We start from the raw sequence: 19,885 nt of genomic DNA, 5'->3' as shown, positions 1-19,885 counted from the left end.
ACTTATTCTACTTCATTAATTGCATCATTGGATTTTCTAATCCAGTTTTTAACCCCTGAACGATCGTAAGCCACTTTTCCTAAAAGTTGAAACGTGGTGCGATTGTTCCGAATATTAGCTTTAGCGTAGCAAACCACCGGTAAGTCCTGCACACCAAAAGCATTTTTAATCTTTAAATTGCTGTCTTTTACCTCTGGCAATAAGCTGGAATCAGACAAGTCTAGTCGAACCAAAACGACATTCTTTTTATACCAATCGTTGAAGTCATACGTTTTAAAAACTTCGGCTTGCAAATCTCCGTCCATATTATTGGCTGTAAACAAGATTAGCATCGGTTTGCGCGTTTTATTACTAATTTCTATAGCATCAGTCAAACTTGTTTTCCACTCAAGTATTTGACCGTTTATATTTGAAAATACGACTAATAATAAAAATAGTAAAGTTCTTCTCATAGTATCTATATTTGAGGCGTTGCTGGTATTTAAAAAGCCAATTTAACATAATTTTTTTATTATATGTTTTTTTATTGATTATTTTATACACAATTATCGGTTAAAAATAAATTAAGAGAAAAGATGCGCAACAAAATAGCATAACTAAACGAGAAAAGTCCTTAATGACGTTATCATTAAGGACTTCTATTAGTTAAAAATAAATTCTATTTGTGACTAAGAATACTATTGGCTGCTTGAAGCCACGGTGCTGGACCACCAGCTACATAGCCAGTACTACCAAGACCTTTAAAATTTATTCTACCATCAATACTTTCTGCACTTGCAAAATATACGGTTGGAAAACCTTGTATACCAAAGGCTTGCTGCAATTCATTGTTCTGATTCTTCACTTCTGGAGATTGATTGGAACGTCTTGGATAATCTAATTCTACCAAAACTACATTTTCACTTGCCCACTTAGCAAACTCTGGCGTTGTTAAAACTTCTTTTTGCAAACGAATACACCATCCGCACCAATCACTTCCAGTAAAAAAAAGAAGTAAAGGCTTCTTTACTTTATTACTTACAGCGATTGCCTCTTTAACATCAGTATGCCAATTCAAATTTTGTGCTTGCATCGATAGTGATCCAAAGACCACAAAGAGCATCATTACTATCTTTTTCATTAAAAATTTATTTTAGGCTACAAAAATACTATTTTTTTTAGCGTACACCGTGCATTAACTTTTTAATAACAGGGCTCATCACGATCGAGAACAAACCTACGGCTAGCGATATTATCGTTAACATCCAAAAGAAATAACTCAAACCGTGCTCATTAGCGATCTTGTCAATATTCTCTCCAAACATACCAGCACCTTTCATACCAATAGCTACGGCTAAATACCAAACTCCAAACATAAATGCAATCATACGTGCTGGAACTAGCTTACTTACGTAAGACAATCCAACAGGAGAAATACACAATTCGCCCATCGTATGGAATAAGTATACTAAAATCAGCCAGATCATACTAACAGAAGCGGTCTTTGCTCCAGCTTCGATTCCATTGGCTCCAAAAGCAATGCAAGCCATTCCAAGCGCTAATAATCCCATACCAATTCCGAATTTCATATTCGCAGAAGGGTTGTATTTACTTTCCCACCATTTAGAAAATAAAGGGGCTAAAGTTATAATAAACAATGAATTTAAAGTAGAAAACCATGTAGCGGGAACTTCAGTCAAGGCCGTGGTAACTTTTTCAATTTTAAGCATTTGTAAGGTGTCATCTGATAGCGTAAGATAACCTGCAGTGTAATAATCGCGGGCTAACATCCAAATTGCGATGGCCCAAACAATGATAAAGCTTGTGCTTAATATAAGATTCGCTACTGCGTAATTTTTGAATGTTTTTTGAAACAACGATAATAATACATAAGTTATAATTGCAAGTGGCAAAATAGTGATTAACGAATTGATGACTAAGAACGTTAAACTCCAACTTCCTTCCAGCACACGATTAGTATAATCACTCGCAAAAATCGTTAAACTGTTTGGAGATTGTTCAAATATTGCCCAAAAGAAAATAGTTAGAAAAGCAAAAAACGTAACCGCCATTAATTTTTGACGCGTTATTGTCGAATACTGCGTAAAACGATATACCAATAATATGATGAATAAAAGCAGTGCAGTTACAATTGCAATTGAATTTCCATTTTCGCCTAAGAAACTAAATACATTTATTTTACCACCAGATATTTTTGATGCCGGATCGTTCAAAATCCACAAAAGTCCTAAAGTGGCTGACAAACCTATAACAACCAACTGCCAAGGTGCAAACGGATTTCGTTTATCGGTATCCAAAGCTTCTGCTTTCGCAATACTTTCCTTACTTGGTTTCAAACCGATATCGCCAAAAATATTTTGCGACAACCAAAATTGTAACATTCCGAAAAACATAAATATTCCAGCTAATCCAAAACCATAACTCCAACCCACTTTCTCACCTAAATAGCCACAAAGTAAGATTCCGAAGAAAGCACCCGCATTTACACCCATGTAAAACAGAGTATAAGCTCCATCTTTCTTCTCTGGTCGATCTTTGTACATTTCAGATATAATTGAGGTCATGTTTGGCTTAAAAAAACCATTTCCAAAAACCAACAAAACCAATCCCAAGTAAATCGAAAACTCTGATTCTAACGCCATTGATGCGTGCCCTAATGTCATTAACACCGCTCCGACAACAACAGCCCATCTGAACCCGATTATTTTGTCGGCAAAATACCCGCCCAACATAGTTGATAAATAGACCAAGCCCACATAAGATCCGAATAAGGCAGATGCGTTTTCACGTGTCCATGCCCAACCACCGTCTACAAAAGAGGTCGTTAAAAATAAGATCAGTAACGAACGCATTCCGTAAAATGAAAAACGCTCCCACATTTCTGTAAAAAACAAAACAAATAAACCCGAAGGGTGACCTAAAACAGGATTTTCAAAAAATTGATCCGTTGAATTTTGATTCATAAAATAGTTGTTTCTTTTTATTTAATACCGTGCATCATTTTTACTAATTTCCTATTGAACAGCAACAACATTAAAGCTGCGAACAACGGTATGGCAGCGATAATGATAAAGAAAGTAGACATAGAATACATTGCTGAAATTTTATCTATATATGCTCCTGTAAATCCTGCAATAAAATTAGCAATTGCCGAAGCGGTAAACCAAAGTCCAAACAACAGGCCAACAAATTTCTTAGGAGATAATTTACTAACATAAGACAATCCTACCGGTGATAAACACAATTCTCCCACAGTATGAAAGAAGTATGCTAAAACTAGCCAAATCATACTAACACTCGCCGTTTTTGCTCCTTGCGGTATACTCATACTTCCGTAGGAAAGTGCAAAAAAACCAACTGCAACAAAAATAAGTCCCATTGCAAATTTAACGGGTCCCGAAGGATTCCATACTTTCTCCCATATTTTACTAAAAGAAGACGCTAACGTAATGATGAAGAATGAATTTAAAATTTGAAACCAAGAAACAGTAACTTCCGTAGTTTCTAGAGAAAACTCACGGTTAACTTTCCAAATTCCTAATCCCCAGATTATCACAAAAGAGATGCTGGTAAAAATTATAGTTAATGGATATTTCGCATAAATTTTCTTAGCCAAACCAACTAGAACATAAGTTACAATCGCTATTGGAAAAATGGTTAAAATAGCATCTACCCATTTAAAAAATACAGCCGAATCTCCTGTTAAAGCTCTTTGCGTATAATCTTTTGCAAACAAGGTCATCGAACCTCCCGCTTGCTCAAAGGCAAAGAAGAAAAATATACTTGCAATCATTAAAACCGAAACAACGATTAATCGATCTCTAACAACGTGTGGCTCATTTGCAACTTCCGCACTTTCTTCAGCAGCTAATTCTGATTTTTTCGCAATATTTACATCTTGTCCAATTACACCGAATATTTTTTGCGCAAAGAAGAACTGTAACATTCCGAAAAACATAAATACACCTGCTAATCCAAATCCGTAATGCCATCCGATTTTCTCACCAATATAACCACACAATAACATTCCTAAAAATGCTCCTGCATTGATTCCCATATAAAAAATAGTATAGCCTGAATCTTTTTTCGAACTAGTATCTGGATACAACTGACCCACCATTGATGAAATATTTGGCTTAAACATACCGTTACCCAAAATCATAAAGAGCAATCCTATATAAAAAAAACTAGATCCAAAACCTTCTAGCGCCATAGAAATATGACCTAAAGTCATCACCAAAGCTCCAATCAAGATTGCTTTTCTGTAGCCAGTAAATCGATCGGCTATCATTCCTCCTAATAAGGGAGTCAAATAAACCAGCCCTGTATATACACCGTATAATTTTAAAGCTTCTTCATTTGTCCAAGCCCATCCACCATTGATAAGTTCACTTACTAGAAAAACTGTTAATAAAGCACGCATTCCGTAATATGAAAAGCGCTCCCACATTTCTGTGAAAAACAATACAAATAACGAAGCGGGGTGATCCATAACCAACGCCTGATCAACGCCTCTGTTCTCTAAATGTTTTAGTAATAATTCATCCTGCTTTGATACCATCATTATATAGGTTTAAGTTATAAGTTATCTTTAAATAAGTGAGTACTGTACAATATTCAAAAGAAGCACATTTCAAAAAATGAAAAGCATTTTTTTTAGATCTACTGTACTATTTTACTTCTTGCATTAATTTTTTAATCAACGGAGAAATTACAATTAGTATAACTCCCGCAATTAACGCATAAATTGCCAATTGATAGTAACCATCGGTAAAACCAATTAATTTTTCATGCACAGAAGCGTTTTCATCTGGCGAAGACATTCCTGCACCCAATAAACCTGCAGCATATTGTCCGTAAGCACTAGCTAAGAACCACATTCCCATCATCATTCCTGACAAACGTTTCGGTGACAATTTTGTCATAATCGAAAGTCCGATTGGCGAAAGACATAATTCGGCAAAAGTAACTACCAAATACGCTACTGTAAATACATTTAAAGAAGTTACTCCTTCGACATTTGCAAAAAATCGGGTATAGTAAAATACATAAAAAGCTGCTGCTAAAATTAAAAATCCGATTCCAAATTTAATCACTGTATTCGGTTCAATTTTTCGCTTGGCCATTCCCAACCAAAGTAAACCAACAATTGGGCTAAAAATAATTACAAATAATGAATTTGAAGTATTGTTAACGATATTCGGGTTTATATTAAAGAACAACAGTTCATCCGATAAATTATATTTGGCAAATAAGGCTAAAGAACCGCCACTTTGCTCAAAGAAGGCCCAAAAAATAACCGAGAAAAGTATAAAAATAAAGGCTGCGTATAATTTCTTTTTGGCAGCATTGTCCTTTTCTTTAAACGTTTCATATAAAAAATACAATACCGCTAATGGTCCGATTGTGTACATGAAATAATCGGTATAATCAGTATTCTTAATCATGATATAAATTAACGGAATGCTTAACAAAGCACCAATATAAACGGCTATTTCTTGAGTCGTTCGTTTAGATGGAGTCGAGTCCACAAGTGGCGAATCGCCTATAGGTCCTAAAGAATTTTTGGTAATCATAAAAGTAATCAACCCAAAAACCATAACTATTGCTGCCGCCATAAAAGCGTAGCTCCATCCGTAATCTGTACTAGTACCCAAATACACACAAACAGCACCTCCTAAAAGTGCACCGATATTTATGCCCGAATAAAAAAGACCAAAACCAGCATCACGTCGGCTGTCTCCCTCTTTATACAATTCACCGACCATCGAAGAAATGTTAGGTTTAAAAAAACCAGTCCCTATAATGGTTAATGCGATTCCTAAATAAAATAAATCTTGAGGAGAAAAAGCGATGATTAAATTTCCCGCAATCATAACAATTCCACCAAAAAATAAGGACTTTTTAAAACCTAAAATCTTATCTGCAAAAATTCCTCCAATAAAAGTAAAAGCGTAGACAAAAGCCTGAATTGCACCGTATTTTAAATTTGCTTCTTTATCAGAAAGCGAAAGACCTAATAGCTGATCAGCCATAAAAATGGTCAAAACACCACGCATTCCGTAGAAACAGAAACGTTCCCACATTTCTACTAAAAACAAATACCAAAGCTGTTTTGGGTACTTTCCTTCAAAATTTTGAATTTCTTCTAAGCTTAATTTTGCGGTATTCATCTGACTCATTATAAATTATCTTTTATAAAGTTAGTCATTTTCGTGTAAAGCTGCACTCGCGTTTTCCCACCGTAAATACCATGATCGTTGTCTGGATAAATTTGCGACTCAAACTGTTTATTAGCTTGAATTAATGCTTCCATCATTTGCATTGTATTTTGCACATGCACGTTATCATCGGCAGAACCATGAATAAGTAAAAATTTACCTTTTAGTTTATCTACGTGGTTAATTGGCGAATTTTGATCATATCCTGTTGCATTTTCTTGCGGTGTGGTCATGTATCTCTCCGTATAAACGCTATCATAAAATCTCCAATTGGTTACGGGTGCCACAGCAATTGCCATTTTAAACACCTCGTTTCCTTGAAAAATACAGTTTGATGCCATAAAACCACCATAACTCCAACCAAAAATTCCAATTCTAGTTTTGTCTACATAACTGTAATTGCCCAAAACTTTCGCTGCATCAATTTGATCCTCTACTTCGTATTTCCCTAATTGCAGTTGCGTCACTTTTTTAAATTCAGCACCTTTAAATCCAGTACCACGACCATCTACACAAGCCACAATATAGCCTTGTTGCGTGAGCATCGCAAACCAATAATCGTTAGAACCGATCCATTGATTTGCTACCTGTTGTGATCCTGGACCAGAATACTGATGCATAAAAACAGGATATTTTTTATTTGGATCAAAATCTTTTGGTTTCAAAATCCAAGCATTTAACTCCTGTCCTTTTTCAGTTTTTAAGACAAAAAACTCTTTTTGCGGTAAATTATACGCTTTCAATTTTTCAGCTAACGCTTTATTGTCTTCAATTACTTGAACCACTTTACCAGCTTTAGCATTATTTAAAGTATAAATTGTGGGTTGTGAAGCAGTAGAAAAAGTGTTGATATAGTAGTCAAAATTCGGACTGAAGGTGGCATTATTTGTTCCAATTTCGTTAGACAATCCTACTTTTTTAGATCCATCTAAACCAATTTTATACACACTTCTATTAATCGAACCATTTTCTGTCGATTGGTAAAATACCGTTTTCGATTTTTCGTCAAAACCATAGTAGCCTGTTACTTCCCAGTTTCCTTTGGTTACTTGATTTTTAAGTTTCCCGTTTTTGTCATATACATATATATGGTTGAATCCGTCTTTTTCGCTAGTCCAAATAAAACTATTGTCTTTTAAAAATGTCAAGTTATCGGTTACATCAACATACGCTTTATCTCTTTCATTCAAAACCACTTTGGCTGCTGCCGAAATACCATCGATAAAAAGTAAATCTAAATTATTTTGGTGGCGGTTTAAAACTTGGGCCGATAACACATTAGCCTCATTGGTCCACTGTATTCTTGCGATATAAAAATCATTGTACTTTCCTAAATCAACATTTTTAGTGGTATTTGCTGCAACATCGACGATATGCAAAGAGACTTCAGAGTTTTTCTCTCCTGCTTTTGGATACTTGAAGGTTTGAATGGTTGGATATAAATCCTTCTCAAAAATTGACATCGAAAATTCAGGAACTTGCGTTTCATCAAAACGAATGTACGCTAATTTTTTACTGTCTTTACTCCAATCAAACGCGCGAACAAAAGCAAATTCTTCTTCGTAAACCCAATCCGTAATACCATTAATTACAGCATTCTTTTTACCATCCGTAGTTAATTGCTTACTATTTTTAGAAGCGATATCGTATAAAAACAAATTGTTATCTTTGGCGTAGGCTATCTTCGTTCCATCTGGAGAAAAAGTAGGCTCTTGAACCTGGAAATCAAATAATTTAGTTAGTTTTTTAGAGGCAATTTCAAACAAATAATAATCGGCCGTGAACGAATGACGAAAAATTTGAGTGGTTTTGCACGCTAATAAAATCGATTTTTCGTTGGTATCAAAAGTATAACTATCAATCATCGGTAAATCCGAATGTTCTTTGGTATCAATTAAAGTAGATACTTTTTTTAAAGTTGCATAATCGTACAAATCAATTTTCATACTACGACTAGCCCTGTCAAAATCCAATACGGTATATTGATTCGTATTTTTCATGGCTTGCAACGCGTCCATTCCTTTGGTGCGAAAAGTACCGTTGTAAAGACTTTCAACTGTAATTTGTTGCTGTGCAAAAATCGAACAACTTATAAATAAAAGAACTGCAGTAAATTTGTGTAAATTCATACTTTTGATTTAAATCTAAAAAAGAGCCCAATTTTAATGAAAAAAAAACACATATAGCATATTTTGTGTGTTAAATGTTAAGGAAAAATAAACTAAACATTATTGGAGCGAAAAGAACTTAGGGATAAGATTACAAACAACGCTGCATTAAAAGTTGTAAAACTCTATCTTTGCAACTCACTACGAATTTAATCAATTGATAATGAACAACGCTGTTGCTGGATTTTCAAAATTATCCAAACAAGAAAAAATAGATTGGATCGCCAATCAGTACTTTTCCTCTCCAAACGAAGCCATAAGTTTACTTCAAAAATACTGGAATTCTGACGAGAAAACTCAGAAACTGCATGACGAGTTTATCGAAAACACCATTACCAATTTCTATTTACCGCTTGGTATCGCTCCAAATTTCCTAATTAATGGGCAATACAAAACAATTCCGATGGCAATCGAAGAAAGTTCAGTTGTGGCAGCAGCATCCAAGTCGGCAAAATTTTGGGCAACTCGTGGCGGTTTCAAAGCAACGGTTCTAAACACCGAAAAAATAGGACAAGTTCATTTTTTATATAGTGGAGATGCGTCGCACTTAGATCTGTTTTTTGCACAAACCAAAGCCAAATTCTTTGAGGATACGCAGGCTTTAACCAAAAACATGCAACAGCGCGGTGGCGGAATTTTGGATATTGTTCTTAAAGACAAAACCGAAGCGCTCCCGAATTATTATCAATTGCATGCTACTTTTGACACCAAGGACAGCATGGGTGCAAATTTTATCAATTCTTGCTTGGAGCAATTTGCTAAGACGCTTACTGAAAACGCGCACCAATACGAACTGTTTAAAGAAAACGACGAAACAGTCGAGGTAATTATGAGTATTTTGTCTAATTACGTTCCTAATTGTATCGTTAGAGCCGAAGTTTCTTGCCCCGTTGCAGAACTCGAAGAAAAACACATTACAAATCCACACGAGTTTGCAAAGCGATTTGTTCAAGCCGTTCAAATTGCCGAGATAGAACCGTTTAGAGCGGTTACGCACAATAAAGGAATTATGAATGGTGTCGATGCGGTCGTACTTGCTACCGGAAATGATTTCCGAGCTGTAGAAGCTGGCGTACATGCTTACGCAGCCAGAAATGGATCATATTCTAGCTTATCACATGCCAAAATCGAGAACGAAATTTTTACTTTTTGGCTAGACATTCCATTGGCTTTAGGTACAGTTGGCGGATTAACTTCCTTGCACCCGCTCGTGAAATTTAGTTTAGAAATGCTCGAAAAACCATCTGCAGCAGAATTAATGCAAGTGGTTGCCGTAGCTGGTTTAGCACAAAATTTTGCTGCTTTACGCTCCTTAACAACCACTGGTATACAAGAAGGCCACATGAAAATGCACCTAAATAATATCATTAATCAATTTGAAGCAACCGACGACGAACGCGCTCTGATCCAAAAACACTTCAAAAAACACACGGTTTCTCATAGCGCCGTTGTTAATTATATTCAAGAAATTCGAACTACTATTTTGTAGTAGCTAATCCCGTCATCCGCTGTATCTTTTGTGGCGAACACCGCCACAAAAGGATGCCGCTGCTACCGGGGCTAAAAAAACCGACATGCAACAAACTTATTACAGTAACGGAAAACTCCTAATTACAGGTGAATACTTAGTTTTAGACGGTGCAATTGCTTTGGCATTGCCCACCAAAACCGGACAAAATTTAGTTATTTCACCTGGAGAAAATCAACAAATTCAATGGAAAAGCTACGATTTTGACGGTTCAATCTGGTTCGAAAATAATTTTTCCTTTGACGCCATCATAGCAAACAAAAAACCAGAAATAGAAACCATCGAAAGTACGCTGATCAACATTTTGCACGAAGCGTATTTACTTGATCCAAATTTTATAAAAACAGCAAAAGGCTATCAAGTCGAAACCCATCTTACGTTTCCTAGAAAATGGGGATTAGGCACATCTTCCACTCTATTAAACAACATAGCGCAATGGGCCAAAATTGACGCGTTTACGCTGCTTAAAAATAGCTTTGGAGGCAGTGGATACGATATTGCTTGTGCGCAAAACGACGAGCCCATAACTTATCAATTAATCGATGGAGAACCAAAAGTTACAACCGTCAGTTTTGAACCTTATTTTACAGCTAACATTCACTTTATCTACCTCAATAAAAAGCAAAGTAGCAAAGCTGCCATCAACGCTTACTACAACCACAAAAGCAACAATTTAGCACATAATATAGCGACCATAAACAACCTCACCGAAAAAACCTTAACTGCCGAGACCGCAAAAGATTTCGCTAAGACCCTGCAGCAGCACGAGATTTTTATGAGTAATGTTTTAGAACTGCACACAGTCAAAGAACATTTTTTCTCTGATTTTGATGGGGTAATTAAAAGCCTAGGCGCATGGGGCGGCGATTTTGTCATGGCTATCTCAAAAGAAAATCCAAAACAATATTTTACAGACAAAGGTTACGATACCATTTTGGCCTACGACGAAATGATACTTTTATAACCAAAAAATTTATTCAATAAAAAAAGCCGAAACAAATATATGTTTCGGCTTTTTTTACCTTTTATAATTTCAGAGAATCTTAGTAATTAAACTGACTTCTGTTATCTTTTATCTTCGCATTGTCTTTCAATGCAGGAAGAACTCTACCCGCTTGTGAAGCATTTTGCGAATTTAAAGAAGCTACGTACGAAGCGTGGTCTTTTAAAGCAGGTGCTTTAAGAACACTTTTTGTTTGCACTACATAAACTCCTGTTGTACCTTCAATTGGAGCAGACATTTTGTTTGCTGCCAAAGCAAAAGCAGTTCCCACTACTTTAGGCTCAAAACCTACACCAGTCAACATTGGATTTGCCAAAGTAACATCTGTAGCTTGTAAGACTGTAGTCCCAGCCGCTTTAGCAACTGCGTCCATAGAAGTTCCTTTCATCTTAGCTTTAAGCATTTCTGCTTTTTTCTCTTTAATTAAAATTGGCTCTACAAAAGGTCGTGCTTGATCTACAGGCATTAAACCTTCTTTATTTACTTTTTTCAATTTAGCAATAACGTGACCTACGTTTGCTACTTCGAAACGTTTCACATCACCAGTGCTTGTTTCTTTATCAAAAGCCCATCTCACTAACGTTCTTTGATTTCCAATAGGTCCAAAACGCTCGTCCATTGGTTTTAAAGTTACTGGAGCAGCAACAGTCAATTTCATTTCTTTTGCAGTCGCGTTAAAATCTTTGTCAGCAGCAGCCATTTCAAATTTAGTTGCTTGTGTAAATATTCTGTCCGACGTGCTTTCAGAAGCTTGTACTTTTTGAGCAACAGTTGCCAAGCGAATTCCGTCTTGTTTGTCTGTTACTTTAATGATATGAAAACCAAAAGGCGTTTCTACTAAACCAATGCTTCCAATCGAATTATTAAATACAAAATCATTAAATGGCTTTACCATTTGGTTTGGTCCGAAATAACCTAAATCACCACCTTGTTGTGCCGAAGAATCATCAGATGCAGTAAATGCTAACATTAAAAAACTGTCTGGATTTGCTTTTACTTGAGCTAGAACTTCTTCTGCTTTTGCTTTTGCTTCCTCTTTACTTCTTTTTTCTTTTTGGTTTGGAACTTGAGTTCCTTCATAGCTAATCAAAATATGACTTGCTTTTACATTCACACCACTTTTTTTACCTAATGATTTAGAAATACACATGTAGTTTCCAAAAACATAAGGTCCGTAAATTTCTCCTGGAGCTAAATTGAATAATTTATCTGCATCTACAGCTGGCAAACTGTTTTTAGCAATGTAAGTTGAATCGTAAGGAACATCTGAATTAGAGTTCACAAATTCAGACATGTTTTTTGTAGTTCTAAAACCAGCTAAAGTATCATTTTTACCAGTAGCTTGGTTGTAAACAACACTTCCGCTCAATAAAGAATTTAATTTTGTTTTAATATCTGACACATCTTCTGTCGAAGGTTTATCTTCAATTGCTACATATTCTACTTCACGAGATTCATCTGCTTTAAATTTTTTCTCGTTTGTTTTCATGTATGAAGTAATATCAGCATCGCTAATTTTGACATCACTATCTTTTATAGACGAAAACAAACCAGCAACATAAGAAAAGTTAGCTTTTCCAGCTTCCATTTCATATTGCATTTTACCTTCAGCAACTGTAGTGTATAATCCTGCTTTTACCAATGTATTGTACATTTGGAACTTTGCATTCAGTTCAGCATCTGCTTCTCTATCTTTTAAAAACTGCGCTTGCTCTGGATTGCTTTTAAAGAATTCTTTGAATTTATTTACATCAAACATTCCAGCAGCATTTAAAAACATCGGGTTTCCACCAATATTTTGATCTGCTTTTAAAACTTCTAATAAGTGTTTTTCGCCAACTTGTAAACCTAATTTATCAAATTCTGAAGTTAATAAAGCAACCGAAACTTCTTGGTCCCAAACTCTGTTTGCAGCTTCAGTAGACGTAATTCCTTGTCCACTTTTTTCAACATTCGTTACTTTTACTCTAAAATCTTCAAATGAAATATCTTTATCATTGATACTTCCTACATCTTTTGAACTTTGACTTAATGTTCCGTTACCAATAAGATCTTGAATGATAAAAGCAAATAATGCAACTGCAATAACCCCTATCAATAAAGCGGAACGCTGTCTAATTTTTTCTAAAACTGCCATTTTTATTGTTGTTAATTTGATATTCAGTTTGCGAAAATACAATTATCTACTTAATAATAATACAAGTACTGTTTTATTTTAAAAGATTTTTCTATTTTCTAAAAATAATCACTCTTTTATTGTCATTCGAACCAATTCGACACGCTTATTTATGGCTTCTTCTATGATAAAGTGATAATTTCCTATTGTAATTTCTTCTCCTATTTGTGGAATTTCTTTGGTGTGATCCACAATAAACCCTCCTAAAGTACCGTATGAATCTTCTTCTGGAATATCTAGTTTGTACGTTTCGTTTAAATACTCCACATCCAATCGAGCTGAAAACAGATATTCGCCCTCTTTAATTTCTTTTTCGATTAATTCTTCGTCAGAATCGTGTTCGTCTTCAATTTCTCCAAAAAGCTCTTCGACAATATCTTCTACCGTTATTATTCCCGACGTTCCACCGTACTCATCTAAAACGATAGCAACACTTTTACGTTTCTTAATCAATATATTAAGTACATCTTTTATAAAAATTGTTTCAGGAACAAATTCTGCCGACATTAAGATAGACTGAATCGTCTTGGGTTTTTTAAATAAGTCAAAAGAGTGTACGTAGCCCACAATATCATCTAAACTTTCATTGCAGATCAATATTTTAGAATAGCCTGTTTCTACAAAGATTTCTCTAAGTTCAGATACAGAGTCTGATATATCAACCGCAGAAATCTCGGTACGAGGCGTCATAATATCTCTTGCCTTTACACCTGAAAACTCCAATGCATTTTGAAAAATTTGAATTTCAGAATCAACCTCTTCGTTGTCTTCAACAGAACTCATTTGTTCGGTAATGTAATTGCCTAATTCTACTTTCGAAAAATACAACTGCACTTGATCTCCTTCAGTTTTGAAAAATTTTCTCAGAAAAAAATCAGAAACCCAAATAAAAAATGTGGAGAGATAGTAAAAAAGACGGTAAAAAATGTAAGCAGGAATAGCAAAAATCTTAATTAAACTATTGGCATAAATCTGAAAAAAGACTTTCGGAAAAAATTCGGCTGTTAACAAGACGACAAACGTAGATATTACGGTTTGAATTAGTAAAGCTGTAAATTCTGAAAACTCATATCCGGAAGAAACGATCCATTTTAAAATTAAATCCCCCATAAAAAACCCGTAAATAACGAGCGCCACGTTATTACCAATAAGCATCGCAGCAATAAACTTGGATGGTTTTGCTGTAAGTCTGGTTAATATTTTGGACAGGAAATTGTCTTGTTTTTTCTCAATTTCTAAATAGATTTTATTTGAAGAAATAAAAGCAATTTCCATTCCTGAGAAAAAAGCAGAAAAAAACAAACATAGTACGATAATACTAATTTCCATTTATTTATGGTTTTTTGTTGCGATCTTCCATTTTCTTGGCAAATCTTTTTCTAAAGAAGAACATCGAAATGGCTACTACTGCAATAGCAAAACTAAGCCAGTATGTTGTATCTTCATGCGATACTTTTAGAAAACCATCGTAGAGGAAAAAAACCCCAAAAAACAAATAAACATACGTTGTATATTTTAAATAGCGCATAATATTACTCTTTTGTTTCTAACTCGCCACTAACGCGTTGCGAATTAATAATTTTAAAATCTTTACTAAAATCTATTCCTTGACCATACGAAACACCTTTCGCATTATCAGTCAATTTAAATTTTCTTTCGGTGTAAAACCATTCGTTTTTTTGATCAAAAAACAGCTGTTCGGTTTCTAATTTTTGCCCTGCTTCAGAACTAATTCTTACGTTTCCTTGCAAATCAATTATGCCGGTTTGTTTGTAAGAAACAGCATAATTAGCGACAATAAAGGTACGTTTTCCTTTTTTATCATACAAAGTAACATCAATACCTTTTGGAAAATCGGTAAACGGAAAAGCTACGGTAGCATAATCTAGCATTTTAGGGCTTTTAAGAACGCCTGTAATTCGACCAGAATCAGTATATTTTACATCGACTGTATCTGCGTCGCTTGCAGGTACAAACTCACTGTAGTTTATTTTCTGAACATCTTTAAAATTACTCTCGCAACCAAAAAACAGTGTCACAGCAAGAGCTGTGACAAGTGTAGGTATTCTGATATTTTTTAGTTGAATCATTTGTAAATGTAACACATTTAAATTCACGCCAATTTAGAAAATGAATTAATCAAACTTACTCTTTCTAAACCACTTGTCGTTAAGTGAAAAACCGATACTTACATTAAAATAATTTTCTTGTATCAATCCAGAGTTAGTAGTTCCTTTTTTACCTACTTCTAATCCTAAATTAACGTTAGAGAACACTCCAGTAATAGGAAATCCAGCTCCAACGGTAAGAGCGATATCGTTAATATCTTCCGAATTAATAATTAATCCAGATTTCTCATATCTAAATCCTCCACGGTAAACAATCCTTTCAAAATAGCTTGAAAATGAATTGTAGTTTGGAATATAATATCCTCCAACGGCATATTTAGCATAGCTTTTATAAATCACATCTGTAGACGGCGCAGTTCCCAAGTTGTCATCAAAATCTGAAGCTCCTTGAAAAGTAAGTTGCGTACCTATTAACCATTTTCTTTTTTCACCAATACCTGCACCAAGACTTATTTTTCCCGGAATTTTAAGTCCGACTTTCGAGCGCATTGTAGGCAAACTATCTAATATAAAGTTATTAGAGTCAAAAGTTGAAATTTGACGCATATTGTCAGAATTAAGATTTGCAGCGAATCCGTAACTAGCGCTTCCGTACAAATTTAATTTGGTGTTAATTTTTGTTTCGTACATGGCGCCCACATTAAAATTAACTCCAGATAATTCCGATCGATTTTTTTGTCGCGTTCCAACTGGAACAGTCGGAATAAATTCTAAACTAGTCGACTCTATTTTACCAAAACCATATTGAATATCAGCTCCTATAGAGAATCCCGGTTTTATCATATAACCAAGGCCTAAAAATACTTTACTTAATCCTCCAGAACCATCGTTTCTTTTACTTGCGATTGTTGGATCGTTCGATATCGATTCGATGCGGTATCCCACTGAAGAATATGGAATCAAACCAAACGCCATTCCGAATTTACCCATTGGAACACCAACAGCTAAATAATCGAAAGTAGATCGATTTGTGCCCACGCTTTCTTTATCTGTTTTTAGTGTCGTACTTGAATAAGAGGCTCCCACCCCAAAAGTGGTTAACTTTAAAGCAGAATAGCTCGCTGGATTCTGAATATTTAAGTGAATACTATCCATTTCTACTCCTACTCCAGCCATCGAGCGTGTTTCTAATGATCCTTTGAACCGAATATCACCAATACCAAAATAAGAATAAGGGGAAGAAGTTCCTTCTTGAGCAAAAGAAACAAGAGACACGAGCAAAAAAGTGCCTATAAGAATTTTTTTAATCATTGTTGATTTTGTATAGATATAATTGATTCAAACTTTCTAAAAGGAAATTTGAATTGGCAAATATGGTATTTTTTAATCGTTTAGCCAAAAAATCTGAATCTCCACCCGTTAAAATTATTATAAAATTTAAAAAAGAAGTGGCATATTCGGCTACAAAACCATCTATCTCATAGATGAATCCGTTCACTATTCCGGAATGAATCGATTGATTGGTTGAATTTCCTATAAAACTTTGTGGTTCTTCAAGGTGCAACAATGGTAATCTTGCCGTGTAATTGTGTAGCGCTTCATAACGCAGTCGCAAACCTGGCGCAATGGCGCCGCCTAGATAATTATCTTCCGCATCTATAAAATCGTAGGTCACGCAAGTACCTGCATCGATCACTAATCTATTTTGCTTTGGATATAATAAAGTAGCTCCAGCAGCCAATACCATTCGATCAATTCCTAATGTGGTAGGTGTTTCGTATTTGTTTTGAAAGGGAAAAATATCCTTATGTGTGATAAAATGAACGGTGAGTTGTTTTTCGAAAGCCAAAAAAGCGTGTTTTTCTATTTTCCCAACCGAAGCAACCATCAAAACGGTAGTCTTTCGAAATTTTTTTAAAATATTTTCAATTTTTTTTTCGAGCTCAATCGCGTCAAAAACAAAAACTTCTAAAAGACTAGTATCCTCAAAAACAGCTGCTTTAATTCGGGTATTACCCACATCAATTGCTAAAATCATATTTAAATATTTGCTTTGACAAAGGTACAAATAGATTTTTTTTAAAAATTGTTTTGGATAAACTAAAAAACATCCTATATTTGCACCCGCAACAAGCACGGTACCTTAGCTCAGTTGGTAGAGCAATGGACTGAAAATCCATGTGTCCCTGGTTCGAACCCTGGAGGTACCACAAAACCCACTCAAACGAGTGGGTTTTTTGTTTTTATACAGTTTGTAAAAAACATACATTCTCTTCTACTAAAATTTTCCGCTCTACAACTATGCTTTTCAGCAAACAATTAGACACGAAAAAAGTGAATTGGAAAATACGAGCGCTCTTTCCCTACTTTTACTGCTTTTTATCTACTTTGACCACTTTTGCTGCCGGATTTGTTGTACGACCATTTGGTGAATTACTAGGAATTGCGTTGTTACTCGGCACTCCTTTTTTCGTGCTATTTGGTTGGGTAAGCGATAAAATTGGAAGAAAGTACCTCATGATGAGCGGGATGCTCTTGGCCGTCTTACTATATCGTCCTATTTAACAAAACAGTACGAAACCACAAACTTGGTCAATAAAACAGAATTATGTACTCTTGCTACCTCAGCAAATAATATAGATAACAAACAAAGCTACGCCGCTACTACTACTATTATTTATACTGATCAAACAGTTGCCGTACACAAAAGAATTACAGAAACTGCTAGTCAAAAAAGCAAAGGAGACGGTCGTACCGAAATTACAATAAATGCTTCAGACCAATGGGCTTTGGTATTCAATCACAATTGCTTCTATTTGTTTTGTCATCGGAATGATTTATATTGATAATACTAAAAAGACCAACGATTAACCACTTTTAAAAATAGTAAACATGACTAAAGTCAAAAGAATATTAGGAATTCTTTGGTCGGTATTAGCTGCTGCCTCTTATTTTTGTGTATTCGAATTTGGTTTGCCAAAATTCTTCTCTCATAAGCAAGAAGATTTGGTTTTCGGAATCATTATATTATTTATTCTTACGCCACTTATAGTATCCGGATTAGGTGTTTTTGGTTACTTCGCCATTAAAGAGATTAGGATAGTGAAAATCTATAAAGGACAGAATGACTCTATTTTAACCAATCCAGAGTTTCTTTTTAAAGAAGTTAAAGCTTTGTTTTAAATGTTGATTGAAGAAAATAAAAACAATTAAAAGCACTAAGCCATAACCGACTGCTGTATAAATCTCCATATCACTCAGTAAAATTGACTGTTTGTGCACGGCGTTCAAAATTTTTTTTAAAGCTAGCGTATCAGCATCATCATCAGAAAATCCTTTAGCGATAAAACCTTGAGCCGATTTTGCTAATGCTTCTTGAGTTTCAATGCTACTTGAAGTTACAAATTGACTGAATTTTAAAAAATGCTTCTTCTGCAAAAAAACTACTGCATTTTGCATAATACAAAATCCGATGGTGCTTCCCCAAAAACGAGCGGAAACAGCAGCAATTCCCGAAGAAGGAATTAACTTTTGAGGAACAGTTGATGTGGTAAAAAACACCAAAGGCACAAACAATAACCCGACGCCAACACCTTGAATTACATAAGGGAGTACAATATCTGACAAAGCAACATCTGGCACAAAAAGAAAACTAAACCAAAAATGAAAAAGTGCTAAAAGCGAAAATCCCATTATAAAAATATATTTTGTTGGCACGGACTTTATTAAAAAAAGTGCTGCCAAAACAAGTCCGATCACGTTTCCAAATCCGTTGAGATATTGTACCGCTGCTACTCTTGACGGATCCCAGTTCCAGATCGAAAACATTGCCGTATGACACAAACTGAGTGTTGCTCTACAGATATAAAACAGAAAAAAAAGTAAAAAACCAATTCGCAAATTGGCGTACCTAAAAACTTCAAAATTAAAACTTGGTCTTTTCACCGACAGTTCTTTAAAAACAAATAAACCTGCAGTGAGGAGCGAAAGTATCAAACTAAAAACCAATTGTGACGAGTCGAACCAGTACAGCTTTTCGGCATATACAAAAAAATACGCGCCAGATAAAATAGCAGTCAATACTAAAACATAACTGACCCAATCGATTTGATACAATGGAATTTTCTTTGTAATTCGATGCCCTCTAAATGTTATCAGAATTAAAAAAACATTCAGAACTTGCAACATACCCGAAACATACAACATATATTTCCAATCGTAATTATCCAGAAACCAAACCCCAATATTCATTATAAAAGGCGTAGACAATAACAAAGAACCGTAGTAAAATGAAAAGCCAATTACAATAGCATTTTTGCTATGAAAACGCTCGATTAATAACTGTCGAATGGTAATTGCGGGTAACGCCATTAACATCCCTTCGATCATTCGTAATAAAAGAAATAAAGCAAAATTATGAGTGTAAGAAGATGAAATAATCGTGATCGCAATCAGCGAATAAATCGCCATCAAGTAATTTTTTGCAGGAAAGAAACTAGAGAATCTGTTTTCTATCAAAATCGTGGCTAACAGCGTACCGTAAGTTACAGACATTGCAAATTGCAAATCTTCGGGCTCTATGTCTAAAAAACTGGCTGCATACGCCACGTTCGACGTATATACTCCTAATAAAATCATCGATTGCAGCAAGCAAACAAATAAAATTACAATAATCGCCCAATTGGGAACCCATGATTTAAAAACACTTTGATTATTCATA

At 35.0% G+C, this 19,885-nt stretch carries 18 protein-coding genes and 1 tRNA gene; 5 read left to right on the top strand and 14 right to left on the bottom strand.

Translation table 11 applies throughout. From position 1 onward, the window contains the following. Positions 1-2: 2 nt before the first annotated feature. From ACRASX_RS06515 to ACRASX_RS06490, 6 genes are all read right to left on the bottom strand, one after another. On the bottom strand, positions 3-452 hold the full coding sequence (locus tag ACRASX_RS06515) for a thioredoxin family protein (protein ID WP_432222823.1): 450 nt from the start codon (positions 450-452) through the stop codon (positions 3-5). Positions 453-658: 206 nt separating this feature from the next. After that, complete coding sequence (locus tag ACRASX_RS06510; RefSeq protein ID WP_432222822.1) at positions 659-1,120, bottom strand: thioredoxin family protein; 462 nt, start codon at positions 1,118-1,120, stop codon at positions 659-661. Positions 1,121-1,157: 37 nt separating this feature from the next. Then, positions 1,158-2,963, bottom strand: coding sequence for a peptide MFS transporter (locus tag ACRASX_RS06505; protein ID WP_432222821.1), 1,806 nt, complete (start codon positions 2,961-2,963; stop codon positions 1,158-1,160). 17 nt (positions 2,964-2,980) lie between these two features. Further along, positions 2,981-4,564, bottom strand: coding sequence for a peptide MFS transporter (locus ACRASX_RS06500; RefSeq protein ID WP_231739699.1), 1,584 nt, complete (start codon positions 4,562-4,564; stop codon positions 2,981-2,983). Positions 4,565-4,670: 106 nt separating this feature from the next. Then, positions 4,671-6,173 (bottom strand): peptide MFS transporter, encoded by a 1,503-nt coding sequence (locus ACRASX_RS06495; protein WP_432222820.1) that lies wholly within the window; start codon positions 6,171-6,173, stop codon positions 4,671-4,673. 8 nt (positions 6,174-6,181) lie between these two features. Further along, on the bottom strand, positions 6,182-8,350 hold the full coding sequence (locus ACRASX_RS06490; RefSeq protein WP_432222819.1) for a S9 family peptidase: 2,169 nt from the start codon (positions 8,348-8,350) through the stop codon (positions 6,182-6,184). Positions 8,351-8,552: 202 nt separating this feature from the next. On the opposite strand from ACRASX_RS06490, the gene ACRASX_RS06485 reads away from it, so the two are divergent. After that, on the top strand, positions 8,553-9,878 hold the full coding sequence (locus ACRASX_RS06485) for a hydroxymethylglutaryl-CoA reductase, degradative (RefSeq protein ID WP_432222818.1): 1,326 nt from the start codon (positions 8,553-8,555) through the stop codon (positions 9,876-9,878). A gap of 85 nt (positions 9,879-9,963) precedes the next feature. Further along, positions 9,964-10,881, top strand: coding sequence for a GYDIA family GHMP kinase (locus ACRASX_RS06480; RefSeq protein ID WP_432222817.1), 918 nt, complete (start codon positions 9,964-9,966; stop codon positions 10,879-10,881). A gap of 79 nt (positions 10,882-10,960) precedes the next feature. Here ACRASX_RS06480 and ACRASX_RS06475 read toward each other — a convergent pair whose 3' ends face one another. The 6 genes from ACRASX_RS06475 to ACRASX_RS06450 form a co-directional block, all read right to left on the bottom strand. After that, positions 10,961-13,057, bottom strand: a complete 2,097-nt coding sequence (locus ACRASX_RS06475; RefSeq protein ID WP_432222816.1) for a peptidylprolyl isomerase — start codon at positions 13,055-13,057, stop codon at positions 10,961-10,963. Between the two features lie 108 nt (positions 13,058-13,165). Then, entirely contained in the window at positions 13,166-14,425 is a 1,260-nt protein-coding gene (locus tag ACRASX_RS06470) for a hemolysin family protein (protein ID WP_066312859.1), read from the bottom strand. A gap of 4 nt (positions 14,426-14,429) precedes the next feature. After that, positions 14,430-14,624 carry a hypothetical protein gene (locus tag ACRASX_RS06465; RefSeq protein WP_432222815.1) on the bottom strand — a complete coding sequence of 65 codons (195 nt, stop codon included), beginning with the start codon at positions 14,622-14,624 and terminating at the stop codon, positions 14,430-14,432. A gap of 4 nt (positions 14,625-14,628) precedes the next feature. After that, the gene (gene lptC / locus ACRASX_RS06460) at positions 14,629-15,186 is read right to left on the bottom strand and encodes an LPS export ABC transporter periplasmic protein LptC (protein WP_432222814.1); all 558 of its coding nucleotides are present in this window, start codon (positions 15,184-15,186) and stop codon (positions 14,629-14,631) included. Positions 15,187-15,231: 45 nt separating this feature from the next. Continuing rightward, a complete protein-coding gene (locus ACRASX_RS06455; protein WP_066312853.1) occupies positions 15,232-16,476 on the bottom strand; it encodes a hypothetical protein in 1,245 nt (414 codons plus the stop codon). Continuing rightward, positions 16,469-17,203 carry a type III pantothenate kinase gene (locus ACRASX_RS06450; RefSeq protein ID WP_432222813.1) on the bottom strand — a complete coding sequence of 245 codons (735 nt, stop codon included), beginning with the start codon at positions 17,201-17,203 and terminating at the stop codon, positions 16,469-16,471. Before ACRASX_RS06450 ends, ACRASX_RS06455 begins: the two co-directional genes overlap by 8 nt. 99 nt (positions 17,204-17,302) lie before the next feature. Here ACRASX_RS06450 and ACRASX_RS06445 point away from each other — a divergent pair. Further along, positions 17,303-17,375: transfer RNA gene (locus ACRASX_RS06445), tRNA-Phe, on the top strand. A gap of 159 nt (positions 17,376-17,534) precedes the next feature. Here the strand turns inward: ACRASX_RS06445 and ACRASX_RS06440 are convergent. Then, positions 17,535-17,684, bottom strand: a complete 150-nt coding sequence (locus ACRASX_RS06440) for a hypothetical protein (protein WP_432222812.1) — start codon at positions 17,682-17,684, stop codon at positions 17,535-17,537. Positions 17,685-17,753: 69 nt separating this feature from the next. Between ACRASX_RS06440 and ACRASX_RS06435 the strand changes: the two genes are divergently transcribed. After that, positions 17,754-18,011 (top strand): hypothetical protein, encoded by a 258-nt coding sequence (locus ACRASX_RS06435; RefSeq protein ID WP_432222811.1) that lies wholly within the window; start codon positions 17,754-17,756, stop codon positions 18,009-18,011. A gap of 46 nt (positions 18,012-18,057) precedes the next feature. Continuing rightward, positions 18,058-18,348, top strand: coding sequence for a DUF6814 family protein (locus ACRASX_RS06430; protein WP_432222810.1), 291 nt, complete (start codon positions 18,058-18,060; stop codon positions 18,346-18,348). On the opposite strand, the gene ACRASX_RS06425 is transcribed toward ACRASX_RS06430, so the two are convergent. Further along, complete coding sequence (locus ACRASX_RS06425) at positions 18,301-19,884, bottom strand: MFS transporter (RefSeq protein WP_432222809.1); 1,584 nt, start codon at positions 19,882-19,884, stop codon at positions 18,301-18,303. The genes ACRASX_RS06430 and ACRASX_RS06425 overlap by 48 nt on opposite strands. Position 19,885: the final 1 nt, after the last annotated feature.

The organism is Flavobacterium sp. TMP13 (assembly GCF_050847115.1).
GTDB lineage: Bacteria > Bacteroidota > Bacteroidia > Flavobacteriales > Flavobacteriaceae > Flavobacterium.
The sequence above is the reverse complement of the archived record's forward strand: the minus strand, read 5'-3'. Positions and strand labels throughout refer to the sequence as shown.